Source organism: Bacteroides clarus (assembly GCF_015555825.1).
Lineage (GTDB): Bacteria > Bacteroidota > Bacteroidia > Bacteroidales > Bacteroidaceae > Bacteroides > Bacteroides clarus.
Genome location: NZ_JADNLF010000010.1, coordinates 42609 through 65155, shown reverse-complemented (window position 1 = coordinate 65155; position 22547 = coordinate 42609). Strand labels below are relative to the sequence as shown.

Sequence of the window (22547 nt, the reverse complement as noted above, 5' to 3'; positions counted from 1 at the left end):
CAGAATGTATGAAACATATACTTATAGCCGCCGCCCTCCTCTCCTGCATAGGGATGAGGGCGCAAAATACAGGCATCGACTCCGTACTTCGCCAGATAGAGGCGAACAACAAGGAGTTGCAAGCCAATGCACAACTTATCTCCTCACAGAAGCTGGAAAACAAGACAGAGAACAATCTGCCTGACCCTACCCTCTCGTACGCCCATCTTTGGGACTCCAAGAACAGCAGTGAGACCGTAGGCGAAATGGTTGTTTCCCAGAGTTTCGATTTCCCTACGTTGTATGTAACAAGGGGAAAGATGAACCGTCTCAAAACCGGAGCGCTGGACGCACAGGCAGCAACCGTACGCCAACAGATATTGCTGCAAGCCAAAGAGGTGTGCCTGGACATCATCATGCTGCAACATCAGCAGGAACTGCTCGACGCCCGATTGAAGAACGCCGAGGAACTGGCCGCCATGTATGCCAAACGATTGGCGACAGGAGATGCCAATGCGCTGGAAACAAATAAAATCAATCTGGAATTGCTGAATGTCCGTACCGAATCCCGTACGAACAGCACAGCCCTGAACAATAAAATCAAGGAATTGCTGGTGCTTAACGGCAACCGGCCGCTTACTCCCGGCCGCCCCTTTCCCGACGGCACGGCAACACCTACCGCCCAAGCCCTCGGCCTGACAGAGTATCCCGCCATTCCATTGCCGGCCGATTTCCATCAGGTATGCGATGAACTATTGGCAGCCGACCCTTCCCTGCAATCGTTCGACAACGAGAGTGCGGCAGCCCGCAAACTTATTTCGGCAAGCAAGCAGGGCTGGTTACCGAAACTGGAGTTGGGCTATCGCCGCAATACAGAGTCAGGACATCCGCTGAACGGCGTTGTCGTAGGCTTTTCCTTCCCTCTGTTTGCAAATAAAGGAAAGGTAAAGATAGCCAAAGCGCAGGCTATGAACATCGACTTCCAGAAAGACAACGCAAAAGTAAAAGCAAGCTCCGAACTATGGCAGCTCTATGAAGAAGCCCGCAACCTGGACGCCTCCATGCAAGAATACAAACAGACCTTCCAAGACCAACAGGATTTGACGTTGCTGAAACAGGCTCTTACAGGCGGACAAATCAGCATGATAGAGTATTTCGTAGAGGTTTCCGTTGTTTTCCAAAGCAAAACCAACCTTTTGCAATTGGAAAATCAATACCAAAAAGCAATGGCACGGATATATAAGAGCAGGTTGTAGGAGTTATGAGTTATAAGTTATGATTCGTAACTTATAACTCATAACTTATAACTATTTTTGGTTTTTCCGGCAAGTGGCCGCTGCGAATGCGCCATTCCTGCGGATAAAGATTATTGGCACGGTTACCGATATTCTTGACAAAACCAAGAGGCATATTCTTATACGTGAGTAAAACCACTCCGCGAGGGGCTGCATCCGAAAGGGTGACAGCCTCTTTTCGTAAATAGGCAATGGCCTGTTCATAGGATATTTCTTCGCGAGGGAAAGCATCCGGTGCCAATGCATGGCTCACAGCCAGCGCATGAGCGGGAATCCAGTCTTTACCTTTCTGTCCGGCAATCTCCAATCCGGCCTGCACAATGCGCACAGACGACTGCAATGCCGATAGTTCCGGAAGATAGCGTTTAGGGAAAGCGCTGACACTACCGCCTTTTTGAATAAACTCATATATATCCGGAGCAAGAAGCCATTCCTCCAATACCGAAAGCTGCTCTTTAGAAAACCCCGGAGTTTTCATCCCTTTCCCCTGGGGTTTCCTTCCCTTTCCCCTGGGGTTTTCTTCTCTCACAGCCGGAGTTTCAGAAGCTTTGCCCAGGGCAAACGCCTGTTCAGCCCCGGGCTTACGGACGCTCGCCCCCGGCTTGCGGAGAACAGCCAGAAAGAAGCCTTCACCCTTTGTCTTATGAGGCAAAAAGCGGTAAACCGGAAACCGCTCTCCCTGCAATAAGTTACCCGTTATATTCCAATCTTCCGCCACATCGAGTGGGAGTACTTCCGCGCCGAATTCGTCCTTTATCCAACGGACGTTTTCTTCATTCTCTTTCGTATTATACGTGCAGGTGCTATATATCAATATCCCACCCGGTTTCAGACAAGGCCAGATGTCCGAAATAATTCTCTGTTGCCGCTGCCGGCAGATTTCCACATTCTCCGAACTCCACTCGCTCACGGCGACAGGGTCTTTACGGAACATGCCTTCACCGGAACAGGGTACATCCGTCAATATCACATCAAAGAACTCTTCCAACGGTGTAAAGTCCGACGGATCGCTGTTAGTAACCACAACGTCGGGATGTCCCCACTTAGTCAGGTTCTCGGCAAGTATTTGGGAACGGTTGCGAATAACCTCGTTCGCTACCAACAAGCTATTTTCCGGAAGGATACCGCGGACATGCGTCGACTTACCGCCCGGAGCGGCACAGAGGTCGAGCATCACTGCCGGTTCTTCGCCCGCATATTGTCTTAAGGCCTGTTCCACAAACATGGACGAGGCTTCCTGCACATAATAGCATCCTGCATGAAACAAGGGGTCGAAGGTAAACGTCAGGCGCTCTTTAAGATAAAAGCCGGAAGTACACCAGGGAACCGCGCTCTCCCCGGACTGAAAGCCAAAAGGCTTTAACGGGTTCAACCGGATGCTGACGGGTTGCTCCGACTCCAAAGCGGTTACTAATTCCGTATACTCCTCATCTCCCAGCAGGGAACGGGTATAGTCTATGAAAGAAGCGGGTAGTTCCATGTGTCGTACTGTTTTATGCCGGCAAAGGTAACATAAATATTTTGCGGCCGATAGTAGCTATTCTAAAAAAAATATCGTCTCTTTGCAACTTTCCGGATATCCGGATGCGTCTAACACATAAAGAAACCAATAAAAACAAAAATAACATGATTATGAAACGTATCATCTTCGCATTAATGACAGCCATGATGCTCTGCACGTTGGCACAGGGAAAGAACAGAACCGTTACGGAAAACGACAGTCTGGGAAACAAGCAGAGAGTTATAGAACTGAGGGACACCATGATTGACGGAAAAGCCGTTACGGACACCCTTAGCGTCATGACTTACGAAAACAGCCCAAGCAGCGGCACGGAAAACCATAAGGATTACAAGCACCACAGCAGTGCTTACGATTTCGGCTGGAACCTTGGTCATGACGCCAAAGAGGCGGCTATCGCCATTACGGCCATCGTGTTCGTATTCGGATTCCCTCTGGTGATTGTATTCATCATATTCTTCTTCCGCTATAAAAACCGGAAAGCCAAGTACCGCCTGGTAGAGCAAGCGCTGGCCAGTGGGCAACCGCTACCGGAAAACCTGTTTAAAGAGACCGACTCGATAGATATCCGCAGCAAGGGAATCAAAAACGTGTTTGTCGGTATCGGACTGTTCATCTTCCTTTGGGCCATTACCGACGAATTCGGACTGGGCTGCATCGGTCTGCTTATAATGTTCACAGGCTTCGGACAGCTCGTTATCTACTACACGCAGCAGGACAGAGCGCCTAAAAACAAGGAGAAAGCCGATACTGAGAGGACTGCCTTTCCGGAAAAGATTGAAGAAAAATGAGTCAGCTCAATGATATATCGTTAGTCGCACAGGTCGTGGTGTTTCGCAACACCAGGGCCTTCGACCAGTTGGTAGGAAAGTACCAGTCGTCCGTACGGCGATTCTTTCTGCACCTGACCTGCGGCGACAGCGAATTGAGCGATGACTTGGCGCAGGATACATTCATTAAAGCGTACACCAACCTGGCCTCGTTCAAAAACTTATCCAGTTTCTCTACCTGGCTCTACCGTATTGCTTATAATGTATTTTATGATTATCTTCGCACCCGTAAAGAGACAGACTGCCTGGAAACGCGCCAAGTGGATGCTCAATGCAGTACGCTGCAAAACGACATAGGACGGCGCATGGATATTTACCGTGCGCTGAGTATGCTGAAAGAAATGGAACGAACCTGCATCACTCTCTTTTACATGGAAGACCAGAGTATCGAGAAAATTGCAGGTATTACCGGTTGCCCCGCAGGAACTGTAAAAAGCCACCTGTCACGGGCCAAAGAAAAAATGGCTACCTACTTAAAACAAAATGGTTATGATGGAAAACGATGATAAACTCTTAGTTGCTTTCTTTGACGAAAACCGGCAGGAAATACCGGACAATGGTTTCACCCGCCGTGTGATGCGCCATCTGCCCGACCGTACCCGACGGATTTCACAATTATGGGTAACGTTTTGTTTCACACTGGCGTTAGTGCTGTTCTTTGCTTTCGACGGTCTGCAACTGGTACTGGGCACGCTCCGTGAAACATTTACCGTTGCCACCCAAAGCGGAGTTACCGAAGCCAGCCCCAAATCTCTATTGGTCGCAGGCATAGTGTTGCTTTTCCTGCTCTATCGCAAAATATGTTCGCTGGCTTAAACGCCGCGGTTATTGCGAACCGTATTTTCCTCGCAGGATAAATAAACTTCCCCGCAGGATAATGTACTTAGCCCCTACCTTATTTACAGTAAGGCAAGGGCTAATTTTTTATAAACGAATGAACATATCTCAATGATATATTGTATATTTGCCAACTCATAAAACTAAATAAACTTACAAAGTTTTGAGACAGGTTCTATTCATCATATTATTTACTTTATTCTTTGGAAGCATCCGGGCGCAAAGTACCAGCGACTCTCTTGTAATGGGCTATATGCGGGAAATGGGAATCCCCCTAACCTGCAACAATAAAGTTGAACTGTTAATGACCGGCCGTGACAAATTCACCGATTTATTTGAAACGATTCGCCATGCCCGGCATCACATCCACCTGGAATATTTCAATTTCCGTAACGACTCTATCGCCAACGCTCTCTTTGACTTACTGGCGGAAAAGGTAAAAGAGGGTGTAGAAGTGCGTGCCATGTTCGATGCGTTCGGTAACTGGTCGAACAACCAACCGCTGAAAAAGCGTCATTTGCAAGCGATAAAGGCACGCGGCATCGAAATTGTCAAGTTCGACCCTATCACCTTTCCTTATATCAATCACGCCATGCACCGCGACCACCGCAAGATTGTCGTCATCGACGGGAAAATCGGTTATACAGGCGGAATGAACATTGCCGACTATTACATCAACGGTCTGCCCAAAATCGGTAAATGGCACGATATACACATGCACATAGAAGGAGATGCAGTACGCTATCTGCAAGGTATCTTCCTGACGATGTGGAATCAGGAAACCGGACAACACATAGGCGGTCCGGCCTACTTCCCTGACCTGCCCCAATTTCCGGACAGCATAGCCGAGGAGATTTCGATAGTAGACCGTACTCCGCGGGAGACGCCCCGTTCCATCAGCCATGCCTACGCCGTTTCAATAGAAGCCGCCCGGAAAAACATCCAGATAGTAAATCCTTATTTCGTGCCGACGAAATCCATTCGTAAAGCCATCAAGAAAGCGTTAAAGAAAGGTACGGAAGTGGAGATAATGATACCGGCAGTATCGGACATTCCTTTTACTCCCGAAGCTTCGTTCTACATCGCACACAAACTGATGAAACGAGGAGCAAAAATCTACTTGTTCAAGGACGGATTCCACCATTCCAAAGTAATGATGGTGGACAGCTCTTTCTGCACAGTAGGCACGGCAAACCTCAACAGCCGCAGTTTACGCTACGACTATGAGACAAACGCTTTCATCTTCGACCCGCTGACAACGTATCAACTGAACGGCATGTTCGAAAGGGACAAGAAGAACAGTACCCTGCTTACTCCCGAAATATGGAAGAAGCGTTCCGGCTGGAAAAAGTTTATCGGTTGGGTGGGTAATTTGCTGACCCCGTTCCTATAAGCCGTTCCACTATTTTTTAATCCCGAATCTTTAATTTCCCGAGAACTTTGTCTACCTTTGGCAAAGCGTTTAATAAATAACCCATGAAACAATATTTAGACTTGCTCAACCGCGTGCTGACTGAAGGCATAGAGAAAAGCGACCGCACGGGTACGGGTACCATCAGCGTATTCGGACATCAGATGCGTTTTAATATGGACGAAGGTTTTCCTTGTCTGACAACCAAAAAACTCCATTTGAAATCTATTATCCATGAACTGCTATGGTTCTTAAAGGGGGATACGAATGTAAAGTACCTGCAAGAGAACGGGGTACGCATCTGGAATGAATGGGCTGATGAAAATGGGGATTTGGGACATATCTACGGTTACCAATGGCGTTCGTGGCCGGATTACAAAGGCGGAACAATTGACCAAATCAGTGAAGCGGTGGAAACAATCAAACACAATCCAGACTCACGCCGTATTATAGTGAGCGCCTGGAACGTCGGTGATTTGGACAACATGAATCTGCCGCCCTGCCACGCATTCTTCCAGTTTTATGTAGCCAACGGACGGCTCAGCCTGCAACTTTACCAGCGCAGCGCTGATATTTTCTTGGGAGTGCCTTTCAATATCGCATCGTACGCATTGCTCCTGCAAATGGTGGCGCAAGTGACCGGACTGAAAGCAGGGGATTTCGTACATACTTTAGGAGATGCGCATATCTATCTGAACCATTTGGAACAAGTGAAACTCCAACTGAGCCGTGAGCCGAGAACGCTCCCGCAAATGAGAATCAATCCAGATGTGAAGAGTATCTTCGACTTTACGTATGAGGACTTCGAATTAGTAAATTATGACCCGCATCCGCATATCGCCGGAAAGGTAGCGGTATAAAAAGATGTCCTTTATCATTGAAAACCATTTGATTATATTAGATATATGATTAGCATTATTGCCGCAGTAGACCGCCGCATGGGTATCGGTTATGAAAACAAGTTATTATTCTGGCTCCCCAATGACCTGAAACGCTTCAAAGCGCTTACCACGGGAAATACAATCATCATGGGACGAAAAACGTTTGAGTCACTCCCCAAAGGCGCCTTGCCAAACCGCCGCAATATCGTCTTGTCTACGCATCCCGACACCCAATGTCCGGGAGCAGAAGTGTTCCCCTCTCTTGAGGAAGCCTTGAAAAACTGCGAGCAGGATGAGCAAGTCTATATCATGGGCGGAGCCAGCGTGTACCGTCAGGCGCTCCCTCTGGCAGATGCACTCTGTCTTACTGAAATAGATGCTGAAGCTCCCCGGGCAGACGCTTACTTCCCGGACGTAGACCTCGAAATCTGGCAAGAAAAAAGCAGGGATGCTCATCCGATAGACGAGAAGCATCCCTGCCCTTATGCTTTTGTCGATTATATCCGCCGATAGGATTATTCTTCCTCATCGTCTATTACTATCGGCATCTGACGTTTAATCGCTTCATGGAATGAAATCAGCGTTTCCGTACGTGATAATCCCAACGGTTGCAGCTTATCATGAATAATGCTCAACAGGTGATGATTATTCCGTGCATACAGTTTAATAAACATATCGTACTTACCTGTAGTAAAGTGGCACTCCACGATTTCGGGAATAGCCTCCAACGCTTTTGTTACGGCATCAAAAGTAGCGGGATCTTTTAAATAGATTCCGATATATGCACAAGTTTCATATCCTATCTTCTCCGGATCTATAACGTATTCCGAGCCTTTCAATATTCCCAGATTGGTGAGTTTCTGGATGCGCTGGTGAATAGCCGCTCCAGAGACATTGCAGGCTCTGGCTACTTCAAGGAAAGGAATGCGCGCATTATCGGCGATCAACTGCAGTATTTGCTCGTCTAAAGTATCCAATTGATGATGTCCCATTTCTAATCTCAATAATTAATTAAATGAATGATTTCACCGTATTCCGCTACGGCAATGTGCAAAGTTAGCCATTTTTTCTCCAATAAAAATACGAATTATAACTTTTCTTGCTAAAAAGAGAATAATCGCATATACCGGGTTATACAGACAAAAATCGTATCTTTGTGAAATGATTAAATTATAATGGATATGAAAAAGTATATTGTACTCTTACTCTGTTTAATAACTGTCGTGCCCATTTATGCACAGGTCTTCACCGACCTTTTTGCAGATAAAACTCTTCGTATAGATTATATCTTTAACGGCAATGCATCCGAACAAAGTATCTGCCTGGACGGATTATCTTCTCTTCCCGCCTGGGCAGGACGAAAGCATCATCTGGCAGAGCTTCCATTGCAAGGCAACGGACAGATTGTTATGCGTAATATAGCCGATGGAAAGATTATTTATACCACATCCTTCTCTTCGCTCTTTCAGGAATGGCTGGAAACCGATGAAGCCAAAAGTATAACCAAGGGATTTGAAAATACGTTCCTTCTTCCCTATCCGCTTCAGCCGGTGGAAATAGAAATAACCCTACTCGACCCACGCCGTAATGTTCGTGCCTCTATGAAGCACATTGTGCGCCCGGATGATGTCTTAATAGCGCAAAAAGGTATCTCGCATATCACTCCGCACAAGTATCTGCTACAAAATGGCAACCCGGGAAAATGTATTGACGTAGCCATTCTTGCAGAGGGATATACTCCTCAAGAAATGCAGACATTCTATGAAGACGCCGGCATTGCCTGTGAAAGTCTTTTTGCGCATGAGCCTTTCAAATCTATGAAAGAGCGATTCAATATCGTAGCTGTAGCCAGCTCTTCCATCGACAGCGGAGTCAGCGTACCAAGGCTGAACGAATGGAAACACACCGCCTTCGGTTCTCATTTCAGTACGTTCTATTCCGATCGTTATTTAACTACATCGCGCGTAAAAACAATTCATGATGCTTTAGCCGGAATACCCTATGAACACATTATCATATTGGCCAACACAAAAGAATATGGCGGTGGCGGTATCTATAACTCATATACCCTCACTACGGCCCATCATCCGATGTTCCGCCCGGTAGTGGTACATGAATTCGGACATAGCTTCGGCGGACTTGCCGATGAATACTTCTACGACAATGATGTTATGACAGATACTTATCCTCTGGATGTAGAACCATGGGAACAAAATATCAGTACGCAAGTGAATTTTACATCAAAATGGAAGGATATGCTTGCCAAAGATACTCCCATCCCTACTCCAACCGGTAACAGTGAGAAATATCCGGTTGGAGTGTATGAGGGTGGCGGCTATTCGGCAAAGGGCATTTACCGTCCTGCCGATGATTGCCGCATGCGTACCAACGAATACCCTGCTTTCTGTCCCGTGTGCCAACGTGCCCTGCGTAGAATAATCGAATTTTATACCGAATAACAATAATCAAACTTCAAAAGACTGACCCTATGATTAAATTTCAACGTATCGCAACTTCGGATACAGCCTTGTATGATTACATGGAAAAACTGATGACAACCTCTTTTCCGCCGGAAGAATATCGCTCATTGGCAGAACTACGTAATTATACAGATGCCAAACCGCATTTTTATTGCAATATCATTCTCCATGATGACAATCCAATCGGTTTGATTACATACTGGGATTTCGGACATTTCTATTATGTAGAGCACTTTGCTATCGATCCGTCCCAACGCAATGGCGGTCATGGCAAGAATGTTCTAAGCCATTTGTGCCAACAGATAAACAAACCTATCATTTTGGAAGTAGAGGCACCGGAAGAGGAAATGGCAATACGCCGTATTAATTTCTATAAACGGCATGGCTTTACCTTATGGGAGAAACCGTATATGCAACCTCCCTATAAGCCCGGAGATGGCTATCTTCCCATGCTGTTAATGGCTTATGGCAATCTGGAGTGTGAAAAGGATTTTGAATACGTAAAAGAACGTATTTATCGGGAAGTATACAATGTACAGTAAAAAATAAAGGCCGCTTGTAGCAAGCGGCCTTTATTTATATAGTCTGAATCAACTTCTTACTGGCGCGGTTGCGCAGAATAGTTAATCTTCAATGCATAAGCTTTACGAAGAGCCTCTTTGATATCTGTTACGATACCCATCTTTGTATCTTGGTCAACTTTCAAAGACACTGTCATTTGCGGCTGATCCTCTTCTTTCATACTGGCACGTTCACCAATAATATAGTCTTGGATAGCAGCAACTTCAGCATAGCTGTCATTCAACTGGATACGGCTTTCATTACCTAATTTCTTACGGAATTCAGCAGTAGGTTTTCCTACATAGATAAACGTAACCAAAGACTTCTTTTCAAGTTTTTCCAATTCTGTACCTTGCGGAACCTTAAACTCAACCTTTAATGTTACCTCACGCATAGTTGTTACAATCATAAAGAAGAACAACAGAGTGAAGATAAGGTCAGGCAGAGAAGAAGTGTTCAACGCAGGCATTCCGCGCTTTCCGGTTTTATTAAATTTTCCCATTACTTCTTTTCTCCGTACTTTTTAGGTTCTGCCTCAGAAATCTTCTGAGGATAAATATCACGAATTGCTTCTTGTTGTGCCTCGTCTAAATCCGCATATTTCTTCTGCCATTTTTCCTGAGCCAATTCGTCGCGCAATTCATTGTACGCCGCAACCAACTCATTCTGCACAGCTATATACGTTTTATAAGAGGTACCGCGGTCACATCGCAAAGATACTACATGCTTTTCCGTAACCATCATATTGCCAAAGAACGGCACATCTTTAGCGTGCTTTTCAGGCTTTGTTTCATCGTTATACGGATTAGCAATAAATTCTTTTGCCTTTTGACGCAATTGGTCTACACCAATATAATCGTTACCACACATCAACTGGTCGTTCATATTAACAAAGACCTGCAAAACGTTGCGTTCTTTCAACTTAACATCGTCATTGTTTTTCTGATTCTGCTCCGGTGGTGGCGGCAAACGTCTTGCCAAACCACGGTCAGTATCCATTGACGTTGTAATCAAGAAGAAAATGAGCAACAAGAAAGCAATGTCCGCTGTAGAACTAGAGTTGATTTCAGGTACTTCTCTTTTCTTTTTAGCCATCTCAGTTTCCTTTTATTATTTAAACTTTTTAGCTATACCAAAACCAAATATCAACAGAATCATTGCACCCATCATAATATAGATAGTGTACAAGAACATATCTGTCAACTTCAACCAGAACGGAACATTTTCTGCACCATCATAGCCAGGCATTACCAAAGGTTGATCGCTTCCCATAGCCCATGATATAACCAATACCACGATAATGAGAATCAAGCCTAACAATGATTTAATTGCAGTCATAGGAGAATCAATGAATCCTGTTACAAATTGATAAATAGCAGCTGCGATTGTAATAATAACAGCTATTCCAAACAGGATATACATCCAGTATATCAAAGCATCTGTTTGTGCAGGCTCCTCCATTGCAGTATCTGCGACCAAACGCTGATCAAGCGGGGTTTCTCCACCAAAGAAGAACATACCCAGAATGACCAATGTAATGGCAAGCATCACATACAGTACAGTACCTGAAACTTTTTGAATTCTTACTTTCATATCGCAGATAAATTATTTTTTGTATTTCAAATCATATTTAATAACCATATCCAACAAAGTGATAGAAGAGTCTTCCATATCACTGGTCAAAGCTTCAATCTTAGACAGAATATAGTTATAGAATACCTGCAAAATCAAGGCAACGATCAAACCGAAGATAGTTGTAATCAAGGCAACTTTCATACCACCTGCTACAACCGTCGGAGAGATATCACCTACTTGTTGGATTTTGTCGAATGCCTGCACCATACCGATTACAGTACCCAAGAATCCTAATGACGGAGCCATTGCGATGAACAGTGTAATCCAAGAACATCCTTTTTCCAAGTAACCGGCTTGTACACCACCATAAGAAACAACTGATTTTTCAACAACGTCAATACCTTGATCAATTCTCATCAAACCTTGGTAGTAGATGGAAGCGATAGGACCTCTTGTGTTACGTGCGATGTCTTTAGCAGCTTCAACATCACCTTTTTCCAAAGCAGCTTCAACAGCAGCAATGAACTTTTTAGTATTGATTTCAGCCAAGCTCAGATAAATGATACGTTCAATACAGAAAGCAAGACCGATGACCAATGCTATGGCAACGAAACTCATAAAGAAAGCAGAACCTTCAATAAACTTTGTTTTCAACTCTTTGTGGATACCACCTTCTGCCTCTTCAATAGTAGCAGGAGCTGCAGCTTCGTCAGCAGGAGCTGCTTGTGCTGCAGGAGCAGCTTGTTCTGTTTGTTCAGCAGCAGGAGCATCTTGAGCCTGAGCAAGTTGAGTTGAGCCAAATGTTAAGACTCCCATCACAGCAACAATTGCAAATAACTTTTTCATTGTGTGTCTAATTTTTAAGATTAATTAATTAAATTACTTATTATGTTTATTTATTGTTTTTCTCTTATCTTAAATCTTGCGGAGAGACGGGGATTCGAACCCCGGATACCCTTTAGGAGTATACACGCTTTCCAGGCGTGCCTCTTCAACCACTCGAGCATCTCTCCAATCTACGCCTTCCTTGAAATCGGGTGCAAATTACAAAAAAAATGCGAACCACAAGCGTTTTCAGCTACAAATGTATTCTTTTTTTTGTTCTTCCACAGCATTCTCAAAGTTTTATCCTCAATAAAATCTCAAAATTAATAAACTTTAAAATCTTTGGAACGTTATTTGAGTATTCCAAACACTTTTAAGGCATTTTCAGAAGTGATACAACCTACTTCCTCAGGCGACTTACCGTATATTTCCGCTACTTTTAACAGAGTATCCTTTACATTTGCGCTCTCGTTTCTCTTCCCCCGATTCGGCACAGGAGTAAGATAGGGAGAATCGGTTTCGAGAACAATCCGTTCCAAAGGAATATTTCGCAAAACTTCCGGTAAGCCCGTTTTTTTGAATGTTACCACACCATTGATACCAATAAAGAAATTAGAAAACTCCAATATTCGAAGGGCCTCCTCCAATGTTCCCGTAAAGCTATGAAAGACGCCTGCCAAAGGAGAGGCCTTATAAGGTTTCAACACATTATATATATAATCGAATGCCTCACGACAATGAATGACTACAGGTAACTTATACTCCAAGGCCCATTGTATCTGCTGCTCAAAAACGATTTGTTGTTCCTTCAAAAATGTTTTATCCCAATACAGATCCATTCCGATTTCACCAATTGCCACATAGTCATTCGGCATTACCAAATATTCGGACACAACGGCCAATTCTTTCTCATAATCGGCATTCACAGATGTCGGATGCAATCCCATCATCGGGTAGCAATAACCTTTATAGTCCGAACAAACACGAAGCATCGGCTCTATGGTCGTACTATCGATATTAGGCATAAAGATATGACTTACTCCCGCTGCCTGAGCACGCTCCATTACTTGCGGCAAATCAGATTGAAATTCTTCCAGGAAAAGGTGGGAATGTGAATCTACTAACCTCATTTCGCTATCTCTTCTTTCGTTTTTTCACCGGTACGGTAATAATAAATCAAACCATAGCCGCGACACAAATCCAAGCGTTTTTCATTCGGCATCACCTCGGCATACTTCCGTTCTACCTGATTCCAGATATCTAAAATCAGAGTATCGGCCTCGTCTCGCATGGAAGCAAGAGTTTCCAGACTGCGAGCTGTCAAAGCCTGCAAATTCTTCTGTTTCTCATAACTCTCCATAAAAATATCATAATGAACTCTGACTTTAGCAATGGTAGGATTATAGATAGGAATCCCCCCTTGAGAAGTACGTCTATTCTCACCGTCAACGACCTTACGTCCCCATTCCGCCAAAGCTGTCTCTGTAGATAAATCCGGAACATTATGATTTTTAATATCCAATCCGTAATATTCTTTATGAGCGGTACGCACTTCCGAACGAATCACGGCCAGGTTCAGGACTTGAATGAAATGCGAAATATAAAGACGGGCAATCTTTACATTCGACTGATGCTTACGTCCCGCCTTTGCCTGACGTTCAAAACATTCCGCATAATAAGCCTGTGCAGCTTCAAATTTCATCAAGAAGTTCCGGGCATCCGTAAGAGTCTTTAAAGACACTGCCAAATCATATACGTTATATATATCACCTTTCGCAACTACGGCCTTTAACGCCCGTATTCTTGCTTGGTCTGTATTTGGTAATCTCCTATAAGGCATTTGCTAATCGGATTAATATCAGTTACACTTCCCGGTACATCAGCTCTTTTATAAGCTTCTCAAGCTCTTTTTTCTTTTCATCCGCTACATTCACAGCCACCAGACTATCCATCGCCCTATTGCTGTATTCCGTTATTTTATTCTCACAAAGAGTTTTAACCCCTATCTGATTATACAAATCGGTTACAGCTGTAATCTTCTCGGCCGGATTAAAATCCACAACAGTTATCCAGTGTTGTAACCGGCTTGCCTGCTCCTGACTCGCATGCTCCAAAGCTTTAATCAACATATAGGTTTTCTTATTACACAGAATATCTCCACCGATATTTTTCCCAAAGACAGCAGCATCACCGTACACATCCAACAAGTCATCTTTCAGCTGAAAAGCCACTCCCATATTCATTCCGAAATCATACAAACGTGCCGCGTCATCCGCAGAAGCTCCTCCCAACAATGCACCGATTTTCAAGCTCGCAGCCAACAACACGGATGTTTTCAGGCGAATCATCTCCAGATATTCCTCCTCTTTTACATCATTCCGTTGTTCAAACTCCATATCCATTTGCTGTCCTTCGCATATTTCAAGAGCAGTCAGACTGAATAAATCCATTACTTCTTTCAAATGCTCTACCGGACACTGCGCCATGAACTGATAGGCCAATACCAACATTGCATCCCCCGAAAGAATAGCCGCATTATCATTCCATACCTTATGTACGGTTTCTTTTCCACGACGTTTATCGGCACGATCCATCAAGTCATCATGTAGCAATGTATAATTATGATATACTTCAATACCTGTTGCCGATGAGAACGCAGGTTCAACATTTTCCTTATAAAGATTATAAGCCATCAACATCAGTACGGGACGAATTCTTTTCCCACCCATTGACAAAACATAGGTGATAGGATCATACAAGCCCTTCGGGCTGCGAACAAATCGCAAATCCGCAATATGAGAATTTATTTTTTCGAGAAGCTCGGAAGCTGTAAACATAAGTATTTCAATTTAGGAGTGGTGGAGAATGAAAAGAGGCTGCTTTTAGGCAGCCTCTTTACGCTATAAATAATTTTATTACTGCAATCGGAACATTACAGGCACCGTATACTTCACACGTACTGCCTTACCACGTTGCATACCCGGTTTCCATTTCGGCATTGAGCTAATCACGCGGATAGCTTCCTTATCCAAATACGGGTCAACACCTCTAAGCACTTTAGCATCTACGATACTACCGTCTCTGTTAACAACGAACTGTACGGTCACACGGCCTTGAGTTCCGTTTTCCTGAGCGATAGTAGGATATTTGATGTTCTTGCTCAAATACTGCATCAAGCCAGCCATGCCACCGTTAGGGAATTCCGGCATCTGCTCTACTACCTCGAAGATAGTCTGTTCTTCCGGTTCTTCCTCTTCAACAGCTACGGGAACATACTTGATTTCTACAGCCTGATTGGTTTCCTCGGATGTAGCGATAGTAGTTTCTTCCACATCGGCATCATCATCCACGATTGTCAAAGTTTCTGCAATCGAAGGAGCTTCGGGAGGGGGAGGAGCTACCTGCTCGGGTTGTTCCGTAATAGGAATGATTTCCTCTTCAAATACAAGGTCGGTAATAGCCTGGCTCGTATCAATCTTGATATCACGTTTGGTCCATTCGAATGCGATGAACATAAACGCGAGCACAATCACGTAACCGACGAGCAGCCAAGTTGACTTTTTGTTCTCCAAGTCTGCCTTAGGTGTTTTTTTAATTTCCATAATTTATAATATAATTTTAGTGTTTCTCATTTGTGGCAAATATAGTACTTTTCCCACGATTGTTCTTGCTTAGCTGTGTTTTTTTACACAATAAGCAGTGCATTTTCATTTTTTTAATTCTTCAAAAGCCCTCATCAGCTTTTGTGCCACAAATGTAACGAGATATTTTAAAAATACCGTATCTTTGGCAAGAATTTTAGATGAAACATTCAAAATTTTCTATAAGGAAGAGTTTTTCTATATAAATATAGTATAAAATCATTTCATATGAAAAAGATAACAATCGCAATCGACGGCTTTTCATCATGCGGAAAAAGTACCATGGCCAAAGACCTTGCCCGTGAAATAGGTTATATTTACATAGACAGCGGAGCCATGTATCGTGCCGTTACTTTATATAGTATAGAGAACGGTATATTCACAGGTAACGACATCGATACGGAGAAACTGAAAAAGCAAATTAAGGATATTCATATATCTTTCCAACTGAACCCGGAGACGGGACGCCCGGACACATATCTGAACGGAGCCAATGTAGAAAAAAAGATTCGTACAATGGAAGTGTCTTCCCGCGTCAGCCCCATTGCCGCTCTCGACTTTGTACGTGAAGCGATGGTGGCCCGGCAGCAGGCGATGGGAAAAGCCAAAGGCATTGTAATGGACGGCCGCGACATCGGCACAACCGTATTTCCGGATGCCGAACTTAAGATTTTTGTAACGGCCTCCCCCGAAATCCGTGCACAGCGCAGATACGATGAGCTAAAAGCCAAAGGAGAAGAGGCAGGTTTCGATGAAATTCTGGAAAATGTGAGACAACGGGATTATATAGACCAGAATAGAGAAGTAAGTCCGCTTCGCAAAGCAGATGACGCGCTGTTGCTGGACAATAGTCACATGACCATTTCTCAACAAAAAGAATGGCTGGCCGAGCAATTCGACAAGGTTTGCAAATCATAATCCTAAAACCTGCAATATGGCAAAAGTTGAAATAGATGAAGGTTCCGGTTTCTGCTTCGGAGTAGTTACCGCAATCAATAAAGCGGAAGAAGAATTGGCCAAAGGCGGAACATTATACTGTTTGGGAGACATTGTACATAACAGCCGTGAAGTGGAACGTTTGAAAGCAATGGGGCTGATCACCATCAACCATGAGGAGTTCAATCACCTGCACGACGCTAAAGTATTATTACGGGCGCATGGTGAGCCCCCCGAAACCTACATAACCGCTAAACGTAACAATATTGAAATAATCGACGCCACCTGTCCGGTAGTTCTTCGCTTGCAAAAGAAAATCAAGCAGGAGTATACTCAGGAAGATAATGAAGAAAAACAAATCGTCATATACGGGAAAAACGGGCATGCCGAGGTATTGGGATTGGTAGGGCAAACCACAGGGAAAGCAATCGTTATCGAGAAACTCGAAGAAACCAAAAGCTTAAATTTCAACAAGAGCATCCGTCTTTATTCCCAAACCACCAAATCACTGGATGAGTTCCAAAAGATAGTGGAATATATAAAGGAACATATATCTCCGGACGTTACTTTCGAATATTACGATACCATATGCAGGCAAGTTGCCAACCGCATTCCTCATATTCGAAAATTCGCCGCTTCCCACGACTTGGTGTTTTTTGTCAGCGGAAAGAAAAGTTCCAATGGAAAAATCCTGTTCAACGAATGCAGGAAAGTCAATCCGAACTCACATCTGATTGACAGTGCAGAAGAGATAGACAACCAGTTACTCATTGGTGCAGAGTCCATTGGCATCTGTGGAGCGACTTCCACGCCCAAATGGTTAATGGAAGAAATATCCAAGGCAATAAAATCACGAATTTAAAAAGCTTTTGTTATCTTTGCCAGCAGATTTTCAAGGTAATTATTAACACTAAACAAGGAGATTGTTATGGGAACAATTAAGTGTATCGGTATTTTAACATCGGGCGGTGACGCTCCGGGAATGAATGCGGCGATTCGTGCGGTGACACGCGCAGCTATTTACAACGGACTTCAAGTAAAAGGCATATATAGAGGTTACAAAGGTTTGGTAACCGGTGAAATCAAAGAATTCAAAAGCCAGAATGTAAGCAATATCATCCAATTGGGCGGTACTATCCTGAAAACAGCGCGTTGCAAGGAATTCACCACTCCCGAAGGGCGTCAGATTGCATACGACAACATGAAGAAAGAAGGCATTGACGCCTTGGTAGTTATCGGTGGAGACGGTTCTTTGACAGGCGCACGTATCTTCGCGCAGGAATTCGATGTACCATGCATCGGCTTACCGGGAACAATCGACAACGACCTTTACGGCACAGATACAACCATCGGCTATGACACCGCCTTGAATACGATTCTGGGTGCTGTGGACAAGATTCGCGATACGGCAACTTCACACGAACGTCTTTTCTTCGTTGAAGTTATGGGACGTGACGCCGGTTTCCTCGCCCTGAACGGCGCCATCGCATCCGGAGCAGAGGCAGCCATTATCCCGGAATTCAGCACCGAAGTAGACCAACTGGAAGAGTTCATCAAGAACGGTTTCCGCAAATCCAAGAACAGCAGTATCGTACTCGTTGCCGAAAGCGAATTAACCGGCGGCGCCATGCACTATGCCGAACGTGTGAAAAACGAATATCCTCAATACGACGTACGTGTTACAATTCTCGGCCATCTACAACGCGGCGGCAGTCCTACGGCGCACGACCGTATCCTTGCCAGCCGTTTGGGTGCGGCGGCAGTAGATGCCATTATGGAAGGACAGCGCAATGTCATGATAGGCATAGACCATGATGAAGTGGTTTACGTACCTTTCACAAAAGCCATCAAGAACGACAAGCCTATCAAGAAAGACTTGGTCAATGTATTGAGAGCACTTTCTATTTGACAAAGACCTGTAAAATATAATGCAAAAGGCGCAAGATTCCACTCTTGCGCCTTTTGCATTATAACCACTTCTCCACAATCCTCTCCGTACTGTCCCACAACTCCTGCATCTGCACATGGTCGGTGAACTTTCCGGAAAGCGGTTTCGGACGGCAACTTACATTCAGAGTACCCGTACGTTTTCCCGCATCCTCATCCAGCAGCAGATGAACAGCCGTTGCGGCCCCTTTCCCGGGAGTACGGATGAAAGGACGGAAAAGAATATCCGTCAACGGGTCGAACCACATGTGCATCGTTATGATATTGGTGGAAACAATGCCCGGGTCAGCCGCATTAACCACAATACCTTTTTCTTTAAGACGGGCAGCCAGATTAAGAGTAAACAAAGTCAGCGCCAGTTTCGTATTACTGTACACAGGAATACGCCAGAAGCCTCCTTTCCTTCCCCGAAGAAAGAAATCGGGAAAGTCGAGACATCCGACAGCATAGGTACAAGATACCATATTAACGATACGGCTTCCCTCTCCCATCAGAGGAAGAAGCTTGCGTGTCAATAAATAAGGGGCAACATAATTAACGCTTACCGTACGTTCCAAACCATCCTCCGTGATACGGCGGCACGTTTCCATCGTCCCCGCATTATTCATCAGCAGACTGACAGCATCGCCACGTTTCAAAACTGTTTCGGCAAAAGCCGCCACAGACGCAAGCGAAGACAAGTCTACGCCCAATACCTCAAGATGCGGATTGCCCGTATCTCGCACCAACATTTCCCTCACCTTCTCCGCCTTTTCCGGACGGTAACAAGCCATAATAATCTTATATCCGGCCTTAGCCACAGCGCGCGTTATTTCCGTTCCCATACCGCCGTCTGCACCGGTTATGATAGCAAGTTTCACGTTTATCTGTTACAAATTATAAATTACAAAATCCAAGAAGACAGTAATCATCCTTTCGCTTCAATTCTCTCAATCTCCCGCTTCAAGCAAGCCGGAAGCTCCTCGCCCAAATGCTGATGACAAGCCATTTCAATGGAGTACATCCGTGCTATACAATAGTTGCTATGCCTGCAATTACAACGCGCATTCTCCTCATCACGCATACGGTTCACAAAGCCCGGTTCATTAAGTAGCGCGCGCGCCATTTGTACGGCATCAAAACCATCATCCAAAACCTCGTCTATTTTGGAACGCGACACCAGTCCGCCTACGTATATCAACGGCATCTTCAACTCCGCACGGAACTTCAAGGCATCTTCCAGGAAATAGGCTTCTTTAAACGGCACAGCGGGTATCATCCACTTACCTGCCATGCGTACTCCGTACTTCAACCACCAGCACGTCATATAATGCGTCATGCTGCGAATCGGCATTTCCCCACGCATCACATACATAGGGGCTTTGCTTACAAACCCGCCACTCAGCACCAGCCCGTGCGCTCCCGACTGTTCGAGACGCTTGGCCACCTGCATCGTTTCGTCCATCTCCATGCCACCCCGGAATCCATCACGCATGTTCATCTTCACAAGTACCGCCATATCACTGCCGGCAGCCTTTATCACCTCCTCCATTACCATATCCATAAAACGCATACGGTTCTGCAACGAACCGCCGAATTCATCTTTACGATGATTGGTAGAGGGTGAAAGGAACTGGCTGATAAGATAACCATGCCCCGCATGGATTTCCACAGCATCAAACCCCGCCTCACGCGCCAGATTCACCGAACGCCCGTAGGCACGCGCCATCTCCGGCAATTCATCGGCACGCAGCCCTCGTACAAAAGTGGGTGAATACAGGTTAAAGCCACCGCTTGCACCGACAGGAGTACATCCGCAAATACTTTTATGCGACATATTCCCGCAATGCCCCAACTGAATGCCGGCAGCAGCGCCCTCCGCGTGTATCGCATCAGTCAGTTTGCGAAGTCCCGGAATGATTTCAGGACGCATCCACAACTGGCGGTCAAAAGAAAGGCCGCTCCGGGTAACGGCGGCATAAGCCACGGTAGTCATACCGATACCGCCCGCCGCGACCGAGCGATGATAGTCGAGCAGCATATCCGAAGGCGCATTGCCCGGACACATACTCTCAAAAGCGGCCGAACGGATGGTACGGTTGCGTAAAGTCAGCGGTCCGAAAGTGACCGGTGTGAATAATTTTGAGTTTCCCATTATTCCTTATCTTTAATATACAAAAGGTATAATACATTTTCTTTTTCCTACGGCCTCAACACCAAATTCCGCACGATAGCGTTTATTAATCGCATCTGCACGGGGTACCAAATTGGCAAATGTCCACCACACAAAAACCCAGGCAGCCGGAGAAGCCGTCAGCACTGCAAATCCCACCCATTCCACCAACTCACCGAAATAGTTGGCGGACGTGATATATCGATAAAGGCCTTTATTCGGAAGATAATGTCTTGTATCACCGGGCTTACGCAAATGGCGTATCACATAATCGGAATGCAGGTTTATCCCCATTCCTATGAAAAACAGCAATAATCCCCCAATCCCCCGAAAAGAAAGGAAATAGTGCCAGCCGGCAGCATATTGCTGCCCTTCTACGGTGAAATAGAAAATTCCGCCCGCCTGCATTATCCCGTTCAGCAGATTAAAAACAATACCCATCGCCATGATGGCGACCGGCATGCGGGACTTACCTTTTAATAATAGCGGAAAGATAAACGAACGCTGAAAATAGTGCAGCAAAAATAACAACAGAAAAATAAATTCCGGTACGGCAGTACCCGTTCCACTATACGCCCAAAGAATCAACATCACAAAGAAAACGGGAGACTCCATCAATATCCAGGCTAACTTGTTATCAATAGATACACCCCACGAAGCTGTACGAAACATTCCATAACCGGCCTTAATGAAATAAAGCGCAATAAAAACGAAAAGAGCCGTTAAGCCCATCGCACATAGGAACACTTGAAATGTTTGTTGACTCATATTATTCAATTTAAGTGCAACAAATATACGGAAAACTCACGAAACCGGTATCAATGCCGTTCAAATAATCTTATTGCGGTAATATCTAATCGAATAATCAACATCACCCTCCCTGCAAACTCTCCATACCACCGGAAAAACATAAACAAGCACTAGCTTCCCCGCCTCATATACTTGTAACACCGGAGAATATGTACCCGGATCCAAATTGGGAAGAACTACCAACAATTGCGTATCCGTATATTTACAGACATGACTGATTTGTATCAGACAACCGCTATTTTCAAGCGGGGCAAGTCCTAACACAGTTTCCTCCAAAGCGGATAAACGCAAATTCTCACCGGTCACTACAATAGGCGCACTCGGGGTAATAGTACCGTCGTGAGAACCTGTCAAAGGATCATATATATCTTTTATAAACGGTGTATTCAGTATCTTTTCCATATTTACCACACTCTTTAATGATATTTTCCATACCCATCCCACCTATACGGTCTTCCGGACTGCATGGCAAAATTACTCCACAGCCGATAAAGTTCTATGGCTAAAAGAATGTCTTTCCAGCCTCTCTTTTTTCTGATAGCGAACATTCCATGAATATTGATTCCGGAGTTCATTAATTCGTCAGACTTAATAGATATGTTGCATATTTCGAAACAAGACTGATGAGATAAGTGTTAAATAGATAAATCATATATGATTCTCCGCAGTAAATACCCCTTAAACGAGAAAAAGGCAGATGGAAGATAAGATACATTTACGGCTGAGATATTATTAGAAGCCTTATAATATGATATTAAAAGCCTTATAATATAGTATTGAAAGCCTTTTAATATCAATCTAAAAGCCTTTTAACAGTCAATCACCATAGGGAAGAGCTTGGCAGATGCAGCAAAGGAAACATCCTAAA

At 44.6% G+C, this 22547-nt stretch carries 26 protein-coding genes and 1 tRNA gene; 12 read left to right on the top strand and 15 right to left on the bottom strand.

The genetic code is table 11. From position 1 onward, the window contains the following. Window positions 1-8: 8 nt before the first annotated feature. Window positions 9-1235, top strand: coding sequence for a TolC family protein (locus tag I2F54_RS11815; protein ID WP_009123210.1), 1227 nt, complete (start codon window positions 9-11; stop codon window positions 1233-1235). Between the two features lie 31 nt (window positions 1236-1266). Here I2F54_RS11815 and I2F54_RS11810 read toward each other — a convergent pair whose 3' ends face one another. After that, window positions 1267-2754, bottom strand: a complete 1488-nt coding sequence (locus tag I2F54_RS11810; RefSeq protein ID WP_195501309.1) for a methyltransferase RsmF C-terminal domain-like protein — start codon at window positions 2752-2754, stop codon at window positions 1267-1269. Window positions 2755-2900: 146 nt separating this feature from the next. On the opposite strand from I2F54_RS11810, the gene I2F54_RS11805 reads away from it, so the two are divergent. The 6 genes from I2F54_RS11805 to I2F54_RS11780 all read left to right on the top strand — a co-directional run bounded on the left by I2F54_RS11805 (window position 2901) and on the right by I2F54_RS11780 (window position 7265). Then, window positions 2901-3584 (top strand): DUF6249 domain-containing protein, encoded by a 684-nt coding sequence (locus tag I2F54_RS11805; RefSeq protein WP_195501308.1) that lies wholly within the window; start codon window positions 2901-2903, stop codon window positions 3582-3584. After that, window positions 3581-4129 (top strand): RNA polymerase sigma factor, encoded by a 549-nt coding sequence (locus I2F54_RS11800; protein ID WP_009123207.1) that lies wholly within the window; start codon window positions 3581-3583, stop codon window positions 4127-4129. Before I2F54_RS11805 ends, I2F54_RS11800 begins: the two co-directional genes overlap by 4 nt. Further along, window positions 4113-4439 carry a DUF5056 domain-containing protein gene (locus I2F54_RS11795; RefSeq protein WP_022218975.1) on the top strand — a complete coding sequence of 109 codons (327 nt, stop codon included), beginning with the start codon at window positions 4113-4115 and terminating at the stop codon, window positions 4437-4439. Before I2F54_RS11800 ends, I2F54_RS11795 begins: the two co-directional genes overlap by 17 nt. A 232-nt stretch (window positions 4440-4671) precedes the next feature. Continuing rightward, entirely contained in the window at window positions 4672-5853 is a 1182-nt protein-coding gene (gene cls, locus I2F54_RS11790; RefSeq protein WP_338083445.1) for a cardiolipin synthase, read from the top strand. Window positions 5854-5936: 83 nt separating this feature from the next. Then, the gene (locus I2F54_RS11785) at window positions 5937-6731 is read left to right on the top strand and encodes a thymidylate synthase (protein WP_009123204.1); all 795 of its coding nucleotides are present in this window, start codon (window positions 5937-5939) and stop codon (window positions 6729-6731) included. Between the two features lie 78 nt (window positions 6732-6809). Beyond that, window positions 6810-7265 (top strand): dihydrofolate reductase, encoded by a 456-nt coding sequence (locus I2F54_RS11780; protein ID WP_373129858.1) that lies wholly within the window; start codon window positions 6810-6812, stop codon window positions 7263-7265. A gap of 2 nt (window positions 7266-7267) precedes the next feature. Here the strand turns inward: I2F54_RS11780 and I2F54_RS11775 are convergent, their stop codons facing one another. Further along, window positions 7268-7744: an Lrp/AsnC family transcriptional regulator gene (locus I2F54_RS11775; protein WP_009123202.1), complete on the bottom strand. Its 477-nt coding sequence runs from the start codon at window positions 7742-7744 to the stop codon at window positions 7268-7270. Window positions 7745-7933: 189 nt separating this feature from the next. Between I2F54_RS11775 and I2F54_RS11770 the strand changes: the two genes are divergently transcribed. Together I2F54_RS11770 and I2F54_RS11765 are read left to right on the top strand one after the other, a co-directional pair. Next, window positions 7934-9211 (top strand): IgA Peptidase M64, encoded by a 1278-nt coding sequence (locus I2F54_RS11770; RefSeq protein ID WP_195501307.1) that lies wholly within the window; start codon window positions 7934-7936, stop codon window positions 9209-9211. A gap of 29 nt (window positions 9212-9240) precedes the next feature. After that, on the top strand, window positions 9241-9774 hold the full coding sequence (locus I2F54_RS11765; protein WP_009123200.1) for a GNAT family N-acetyltransferase: 534 nt from the start codon (window positions 9241-9243) through the stop codon (window positions 9772-9774). A gap of 56 nt (window positions 9775-9830) precedes the next feature. Here the strand turns inward: I2F54_RS11765 and I2F54_RS11760 are convergent, their stop codons facing one another. The 9 genes from I2F54_RS11760 to I2F54_RS11720 form a co-directional block, all read right to left on the bottom strand. After that, on the bottom strand, window positions 9831-10295 hold the full coding sequence (locus tag I2F54_RS11760) for an ExbD/TolR family protein (protein WP_018666314.1): 465 nt from the start codon (window positions 10293-10295) through the stop codon (window positions 9831-9833). Beyond that, on the bottom strand, window positions 10295-10888 hold the full coding sequence (locus I2F54_RS11755) for an ExbD/TolR family protein (RefSeq protein ID WP_022218969.1): 594 nt from the start codon (window positions 10886-10888) through the stop codon (window positions 10295-10297). The genes I2F54_RS11760 and I2F54_RS11755 overlap by 1 nt, the downstream gene beginning before the upstream one ends. Before the next feature lie 15 nt (window positions 10889-10903). Then, entirely contained in the window at window positions 10904-11386 is a 483-nt protein-coding gene (locus tag I2F54_RS11750; RefSeq protein ID WP_022218968.1) for a hypothetical protein, read from the bottom strand. A gap of 12 nt (window positions 11387-11398) precedes the next feature. Next, complete coding sequence (locus I2F54_RS11745) at window positions 11399-12214, bottom strand: MotA/TolQ/ExbB proton channel family protein (RefSeq protein ID WP_087412657.1); 816 nt, start codon at window positions 12212-12214, stop codon at window positions 11399-11401. Window positions 12215-12293: 79 nt separating this feature from the next. Next, window positions 12294-12381, bottom strand: a tRNA-Ser gene (locus I2F54_RS11740). Window positions 12382-12543: 162 nt separating this feature from the next. Further along, a complete protein-coding gene (locus I2F54_RS11735) occupies window positions 12544-13323 on the bottom strand; it encodes a TatD family hydrolase (protein ID WP_195501306.1) in 780 nt (259 codons plus the stop codon). Continuing rightward, window positions 13320-14033 carry a hypothetical protein gene (locus tag I2F54_RS11730; protein ID WP_022219504.1) on the bottom strand — a complete coding sequence of 238 codons (714 nt, stop codon included), beginning with the start codon at window positions 14031-14033 and terminating at the stop codon, window positions 13320-13322. The genes I2F54_RS11735 and I2F54_RS11730 overlap by 4 nt, the downstream gene beginning before the upstream one ends. 22 nt (window positions 14034-14055) lie before the next feature. After that, on the bottom strand, window positions 14056-15030 hold the full coding sequence (locus I2F54_RS11725; RefSeq protein WP_195501305.1) for a polyprenyl synthetase family protein: 975 nt from the start codon (window positions 15028-15030) through the stop codon (window positions 14056-14058). A gap of 78 nt (window positions 15031-15108) precedes the next feature. After that, window positions 15109-15795 (bottom strand): energy transducer TonB, encoded by a 687-nt coding sequence (locus tag I2F54_RS11720; protein WP_009123193.1) that lies wholly within the window; start codon window positions 15793-15795, stop codon window positions 15109-15111. A gap of 267 nt (window positions 15796-16062) precedes the next feature. Here I2F54_RS11720 and cmk point away from each other — a divergent pair, with 267 nt between their 5' ends. The 3 genes from cmk (at window position 16063) to pfkA (ending at window position 18679) form a co-directional block, all read left to right on the top strand. Beyond that, on the top strand, window positions 16063-16752 hold the full coding sequence (cmk, locus tag I2F54_RS11715) for a (d)CMP kinase (protein ID WP_009123192.1): 690 nt from the start codon (window positions 16063-16065) through the stop codon (window positions 16750-16752). Window positions 16753-16768: 16 nt separating this feature from the next. After that, a complete protein-coding gene (locus tag I2F54_RS11710; protein ID WP_195501304.1) occupies window positions 16769-17632 on the top strand; it encodes a 4-hydroxy-3-methylbut-2-enyl diphosphate reductase in 864 nt (287 codons plus the stop codon). Between the two features lie 66 nt (window positions 17633-17698). Further along, window positions 17699-18679, top strand: coding sequence for a 6-phosphofructokinase (gene pfkA, locus I2F54_RS11705; RefSeq protein WP_009123190.1), 981 nt, complete (start codon window positions 17699-17701; stop codon window positions 18677-18679). Between the two features lie 58 nt (window positions 18680-18737). Here the strand turns inward: pfkA and I2F54_RS11700 are convergent, their stop codons facing one another. The 4 genes from I2F54_RS11700 to I2F54_RS11685 are packed head-to-tail and all read right to left on the bottom strand — an operon-like array spanning window position 18738 to window position 22081. Beyond that, window positions 18738-19577 (bottom strand): SDR family oxidoreductase, encoded by an 840-nt coding sequence (locus tag I2F54_RS11700; protein WP_195501303.1) that lies wholly within the window; start codon window positions 19575-19577, stop codon window positions 18738-18740. Between the two features lie 47 nt (window positions 19578-19624). Next, entirely contained in the window at window positions 19625-20851 is a 1227-nt protein-coding gene (locus I2F54_RS11695) for an NADH:flavin oxidoreductase (protein ID WP_195501302.1), read from the bottom strand. A gap of 12 nt (window positions 20852-20863) precedes the next feature. Then, complete coding sequence (locus I2F54_RS11690; RefSeq protein WP_195501301.1) at window positions 20864-21637, bottom strand: DUF1295 domain-containing protein; 774 nt, start codon at window positions 21635-21637, stop codon at window positions 20864-20866. A gap of 60 nt (window positions 21638-21697) precedes the next feature. After that, window positions 21698-22081 carry a DUF4469 domain-containing protein gene (locus tag I2F54_RS11685; RefSeq protein ID WP_195501300.1) on the bottom strand — a complete coding sequence of 128 codons (384 nt, stop codon included), beginning with the start codon at window positions 22079-22081 and terminating at the stop codon, window positions 21698-21700. Window positions 22082-22547 lie beyond the last annotated feature (466 nt).

Excerpts from the sequence above, each read along its gene's own strand:
- I2F54_RS11815 (WP_009123210.1), top strand. The coding sequence starts at position 9 with ATGAAACATATACTTATAGCCGCCGCCCTCCTCTCCTGCATAGGGATG.
- I2F54_RS11810 (WP_195501309.1), bottom strand. The coding sequence starts at position 2,754 with ATGGAACTACCCGCTTCTTTCATAGACTATACCCGTTCCCTGCTGGGA.
- I2F54_RS11805 (WP_195501308.1), top strand. The coding sequence starts at position 2,901 with ATGATTATGAAACGTATCATCTTCGCATTAATGACAGCCATGATGCTC.
- I2F54_RS11800 (WP_009123207.1), top strand. The coding sequence starts at position 3,581 with ATGAGTCAGCTCAATGATATATCGTTAGTCGCACAGGTCGTGGTGTTT.
- I2F54_RS11795 (WP_022218975.1), top strand. The coding sequence starts at position 4,113 with ATGATGGAAAACGATGATAAACTCTTAGTTGCTTTCTTTGACGAAAAC.
- I2F54_RS11785 (WP_009123204.1), top strand. The coding sequence starts at position 5,937 with ATGAAACAATATTTAGACTTGCTCAACCGCGTGCTGACTGAAGGCATA.
- I2F54_RS11780 (WP_373129858.1), top strand. The coding sequence starts at position 6,810 with ATGGGTATCGGTTATGAAAACAAGTTATTATTCTGGCTCCCCAATGAC.
- I2F54_RS11775 (WP_009123202.1), bottom strand. The coding sequence starts at position 7,744 with ATGGGACATCATCAATTGGATACTTTAGACGAGCAAATACTGCAGTTG.
- I2F54_RS11770 (WP_195501307.1), top strand. The coding sequence starts at position 7,934 with ATGAAAAAGTATATTGTACTCTTACTCTGTTTAATAACTGTCGTGCCC.
- I2F54_RS11765 (WP_009123200.1), top strand. The coding sequence starts at position 9,241 with ATGATTAAATTTCAACGTATCGCAACTTCGGATACAGCCTTGTATGAT.
- I2F54_RS11760 (WP_018666314.1), bottom strand. The coding sequence starts at position 10,295 with ATGGGAAAATTTAATAAAACCGGAAAGCGCGGAATGCCTGCGTTGAAC.
- I2F54_RS11755 (WP_022218969.1), bottom strand. The coding sequence starts at position 10,888 with ATGGCTAAAAAGAAAAGAGAAGTACCTGAAATCAACTCTAGTTCTACA.
- I2F54_RS11750 (WP_022218968.1), bottom strand. The coding sequence starts at position 11,386 with ATGAAAGTAAGAATTCAAAAAGTTTCAGGTACTGTACTGTATGTGATG.
- I2F54_RS11745 (WP_087412657.1), bottom strand. The coding sequence starts at position 12,214 with ATGAAAAAGTTATTTGCAATTGTTGCTGTGATGGGAGTCTTAACATTT.
- I2F54_RS11735 (WP_195501306.1), bottom strand. The coding sequence starts at position 13,323 with ATGAGGTTAGTAGATTCACATTCCCACCTTTTCCTGGAAGAATTTCAA.
- I2F54_RS11730 (WP_022219504.1), bottom strand. The coding sequence starts at position 14,033 with ATGCCTTATAGGAGATTACCAAATACAGACCAAGCAAGAATACGGGCG.
- I2F54_RS11725 (WP_195501305.1), bottom strand. The coding sequence starts at position 15,030 with ATGTTTACAGCTTCCGAGCTTCTCGAAAAAATAAATTCTCATATTGCG.
- I2F54_RS11720 (WP_009123193.1), bottom strand. The coding sequence starts at position 15,795 with ATGGAAATTAAAAAAACACCTAAGGCAGACTTGGAGAACAAAAAGTCA.
- cmk (WP_009123192.1), top strand. The coding sequence starts at position 16,063 with ATGAAAAAGATAACAATCGCAATCGACGGCTTTTCATCATGCGGAAAA.
- I2F54_RS11710 (WP_195501304.1), top strand. The coding sequence starts at position 16,769 with ATGGCAAAAGTTGAAATAGATGAAGGTTCCGGTTTCTGCTTCGGAGTA.
- pfkA (WP_009123190.1), top strand. The coding sequence starts at position 17,699 with ATGGGAACAATTAAGTGTATCGGTATTTTAACATCGGGCGGTGACGCT.
- I2F54_RS11695 (WP_195501302.1), bottom strand. The coding sequence starts at position 20,851 with ATGGGAAACTCAAAATTATTCACACCGGTCACTTTCGGACCGCTGACT.
- I2F54_RS11690 (WP_195501301.1), bottom strand. The coding sequence starts at position 21,637 with ATGAGTCAACAAACATTTCAAGTGTTCCTATGTGCGATGGGCTTAACG.
- I2F54_RS11685 (WP_195501300.1), bottom strand. The coding sequence starts at position 22,081 with ATGGAAAAGATACTGAATACACCGTTTATAAAAGATATATATGATCCT.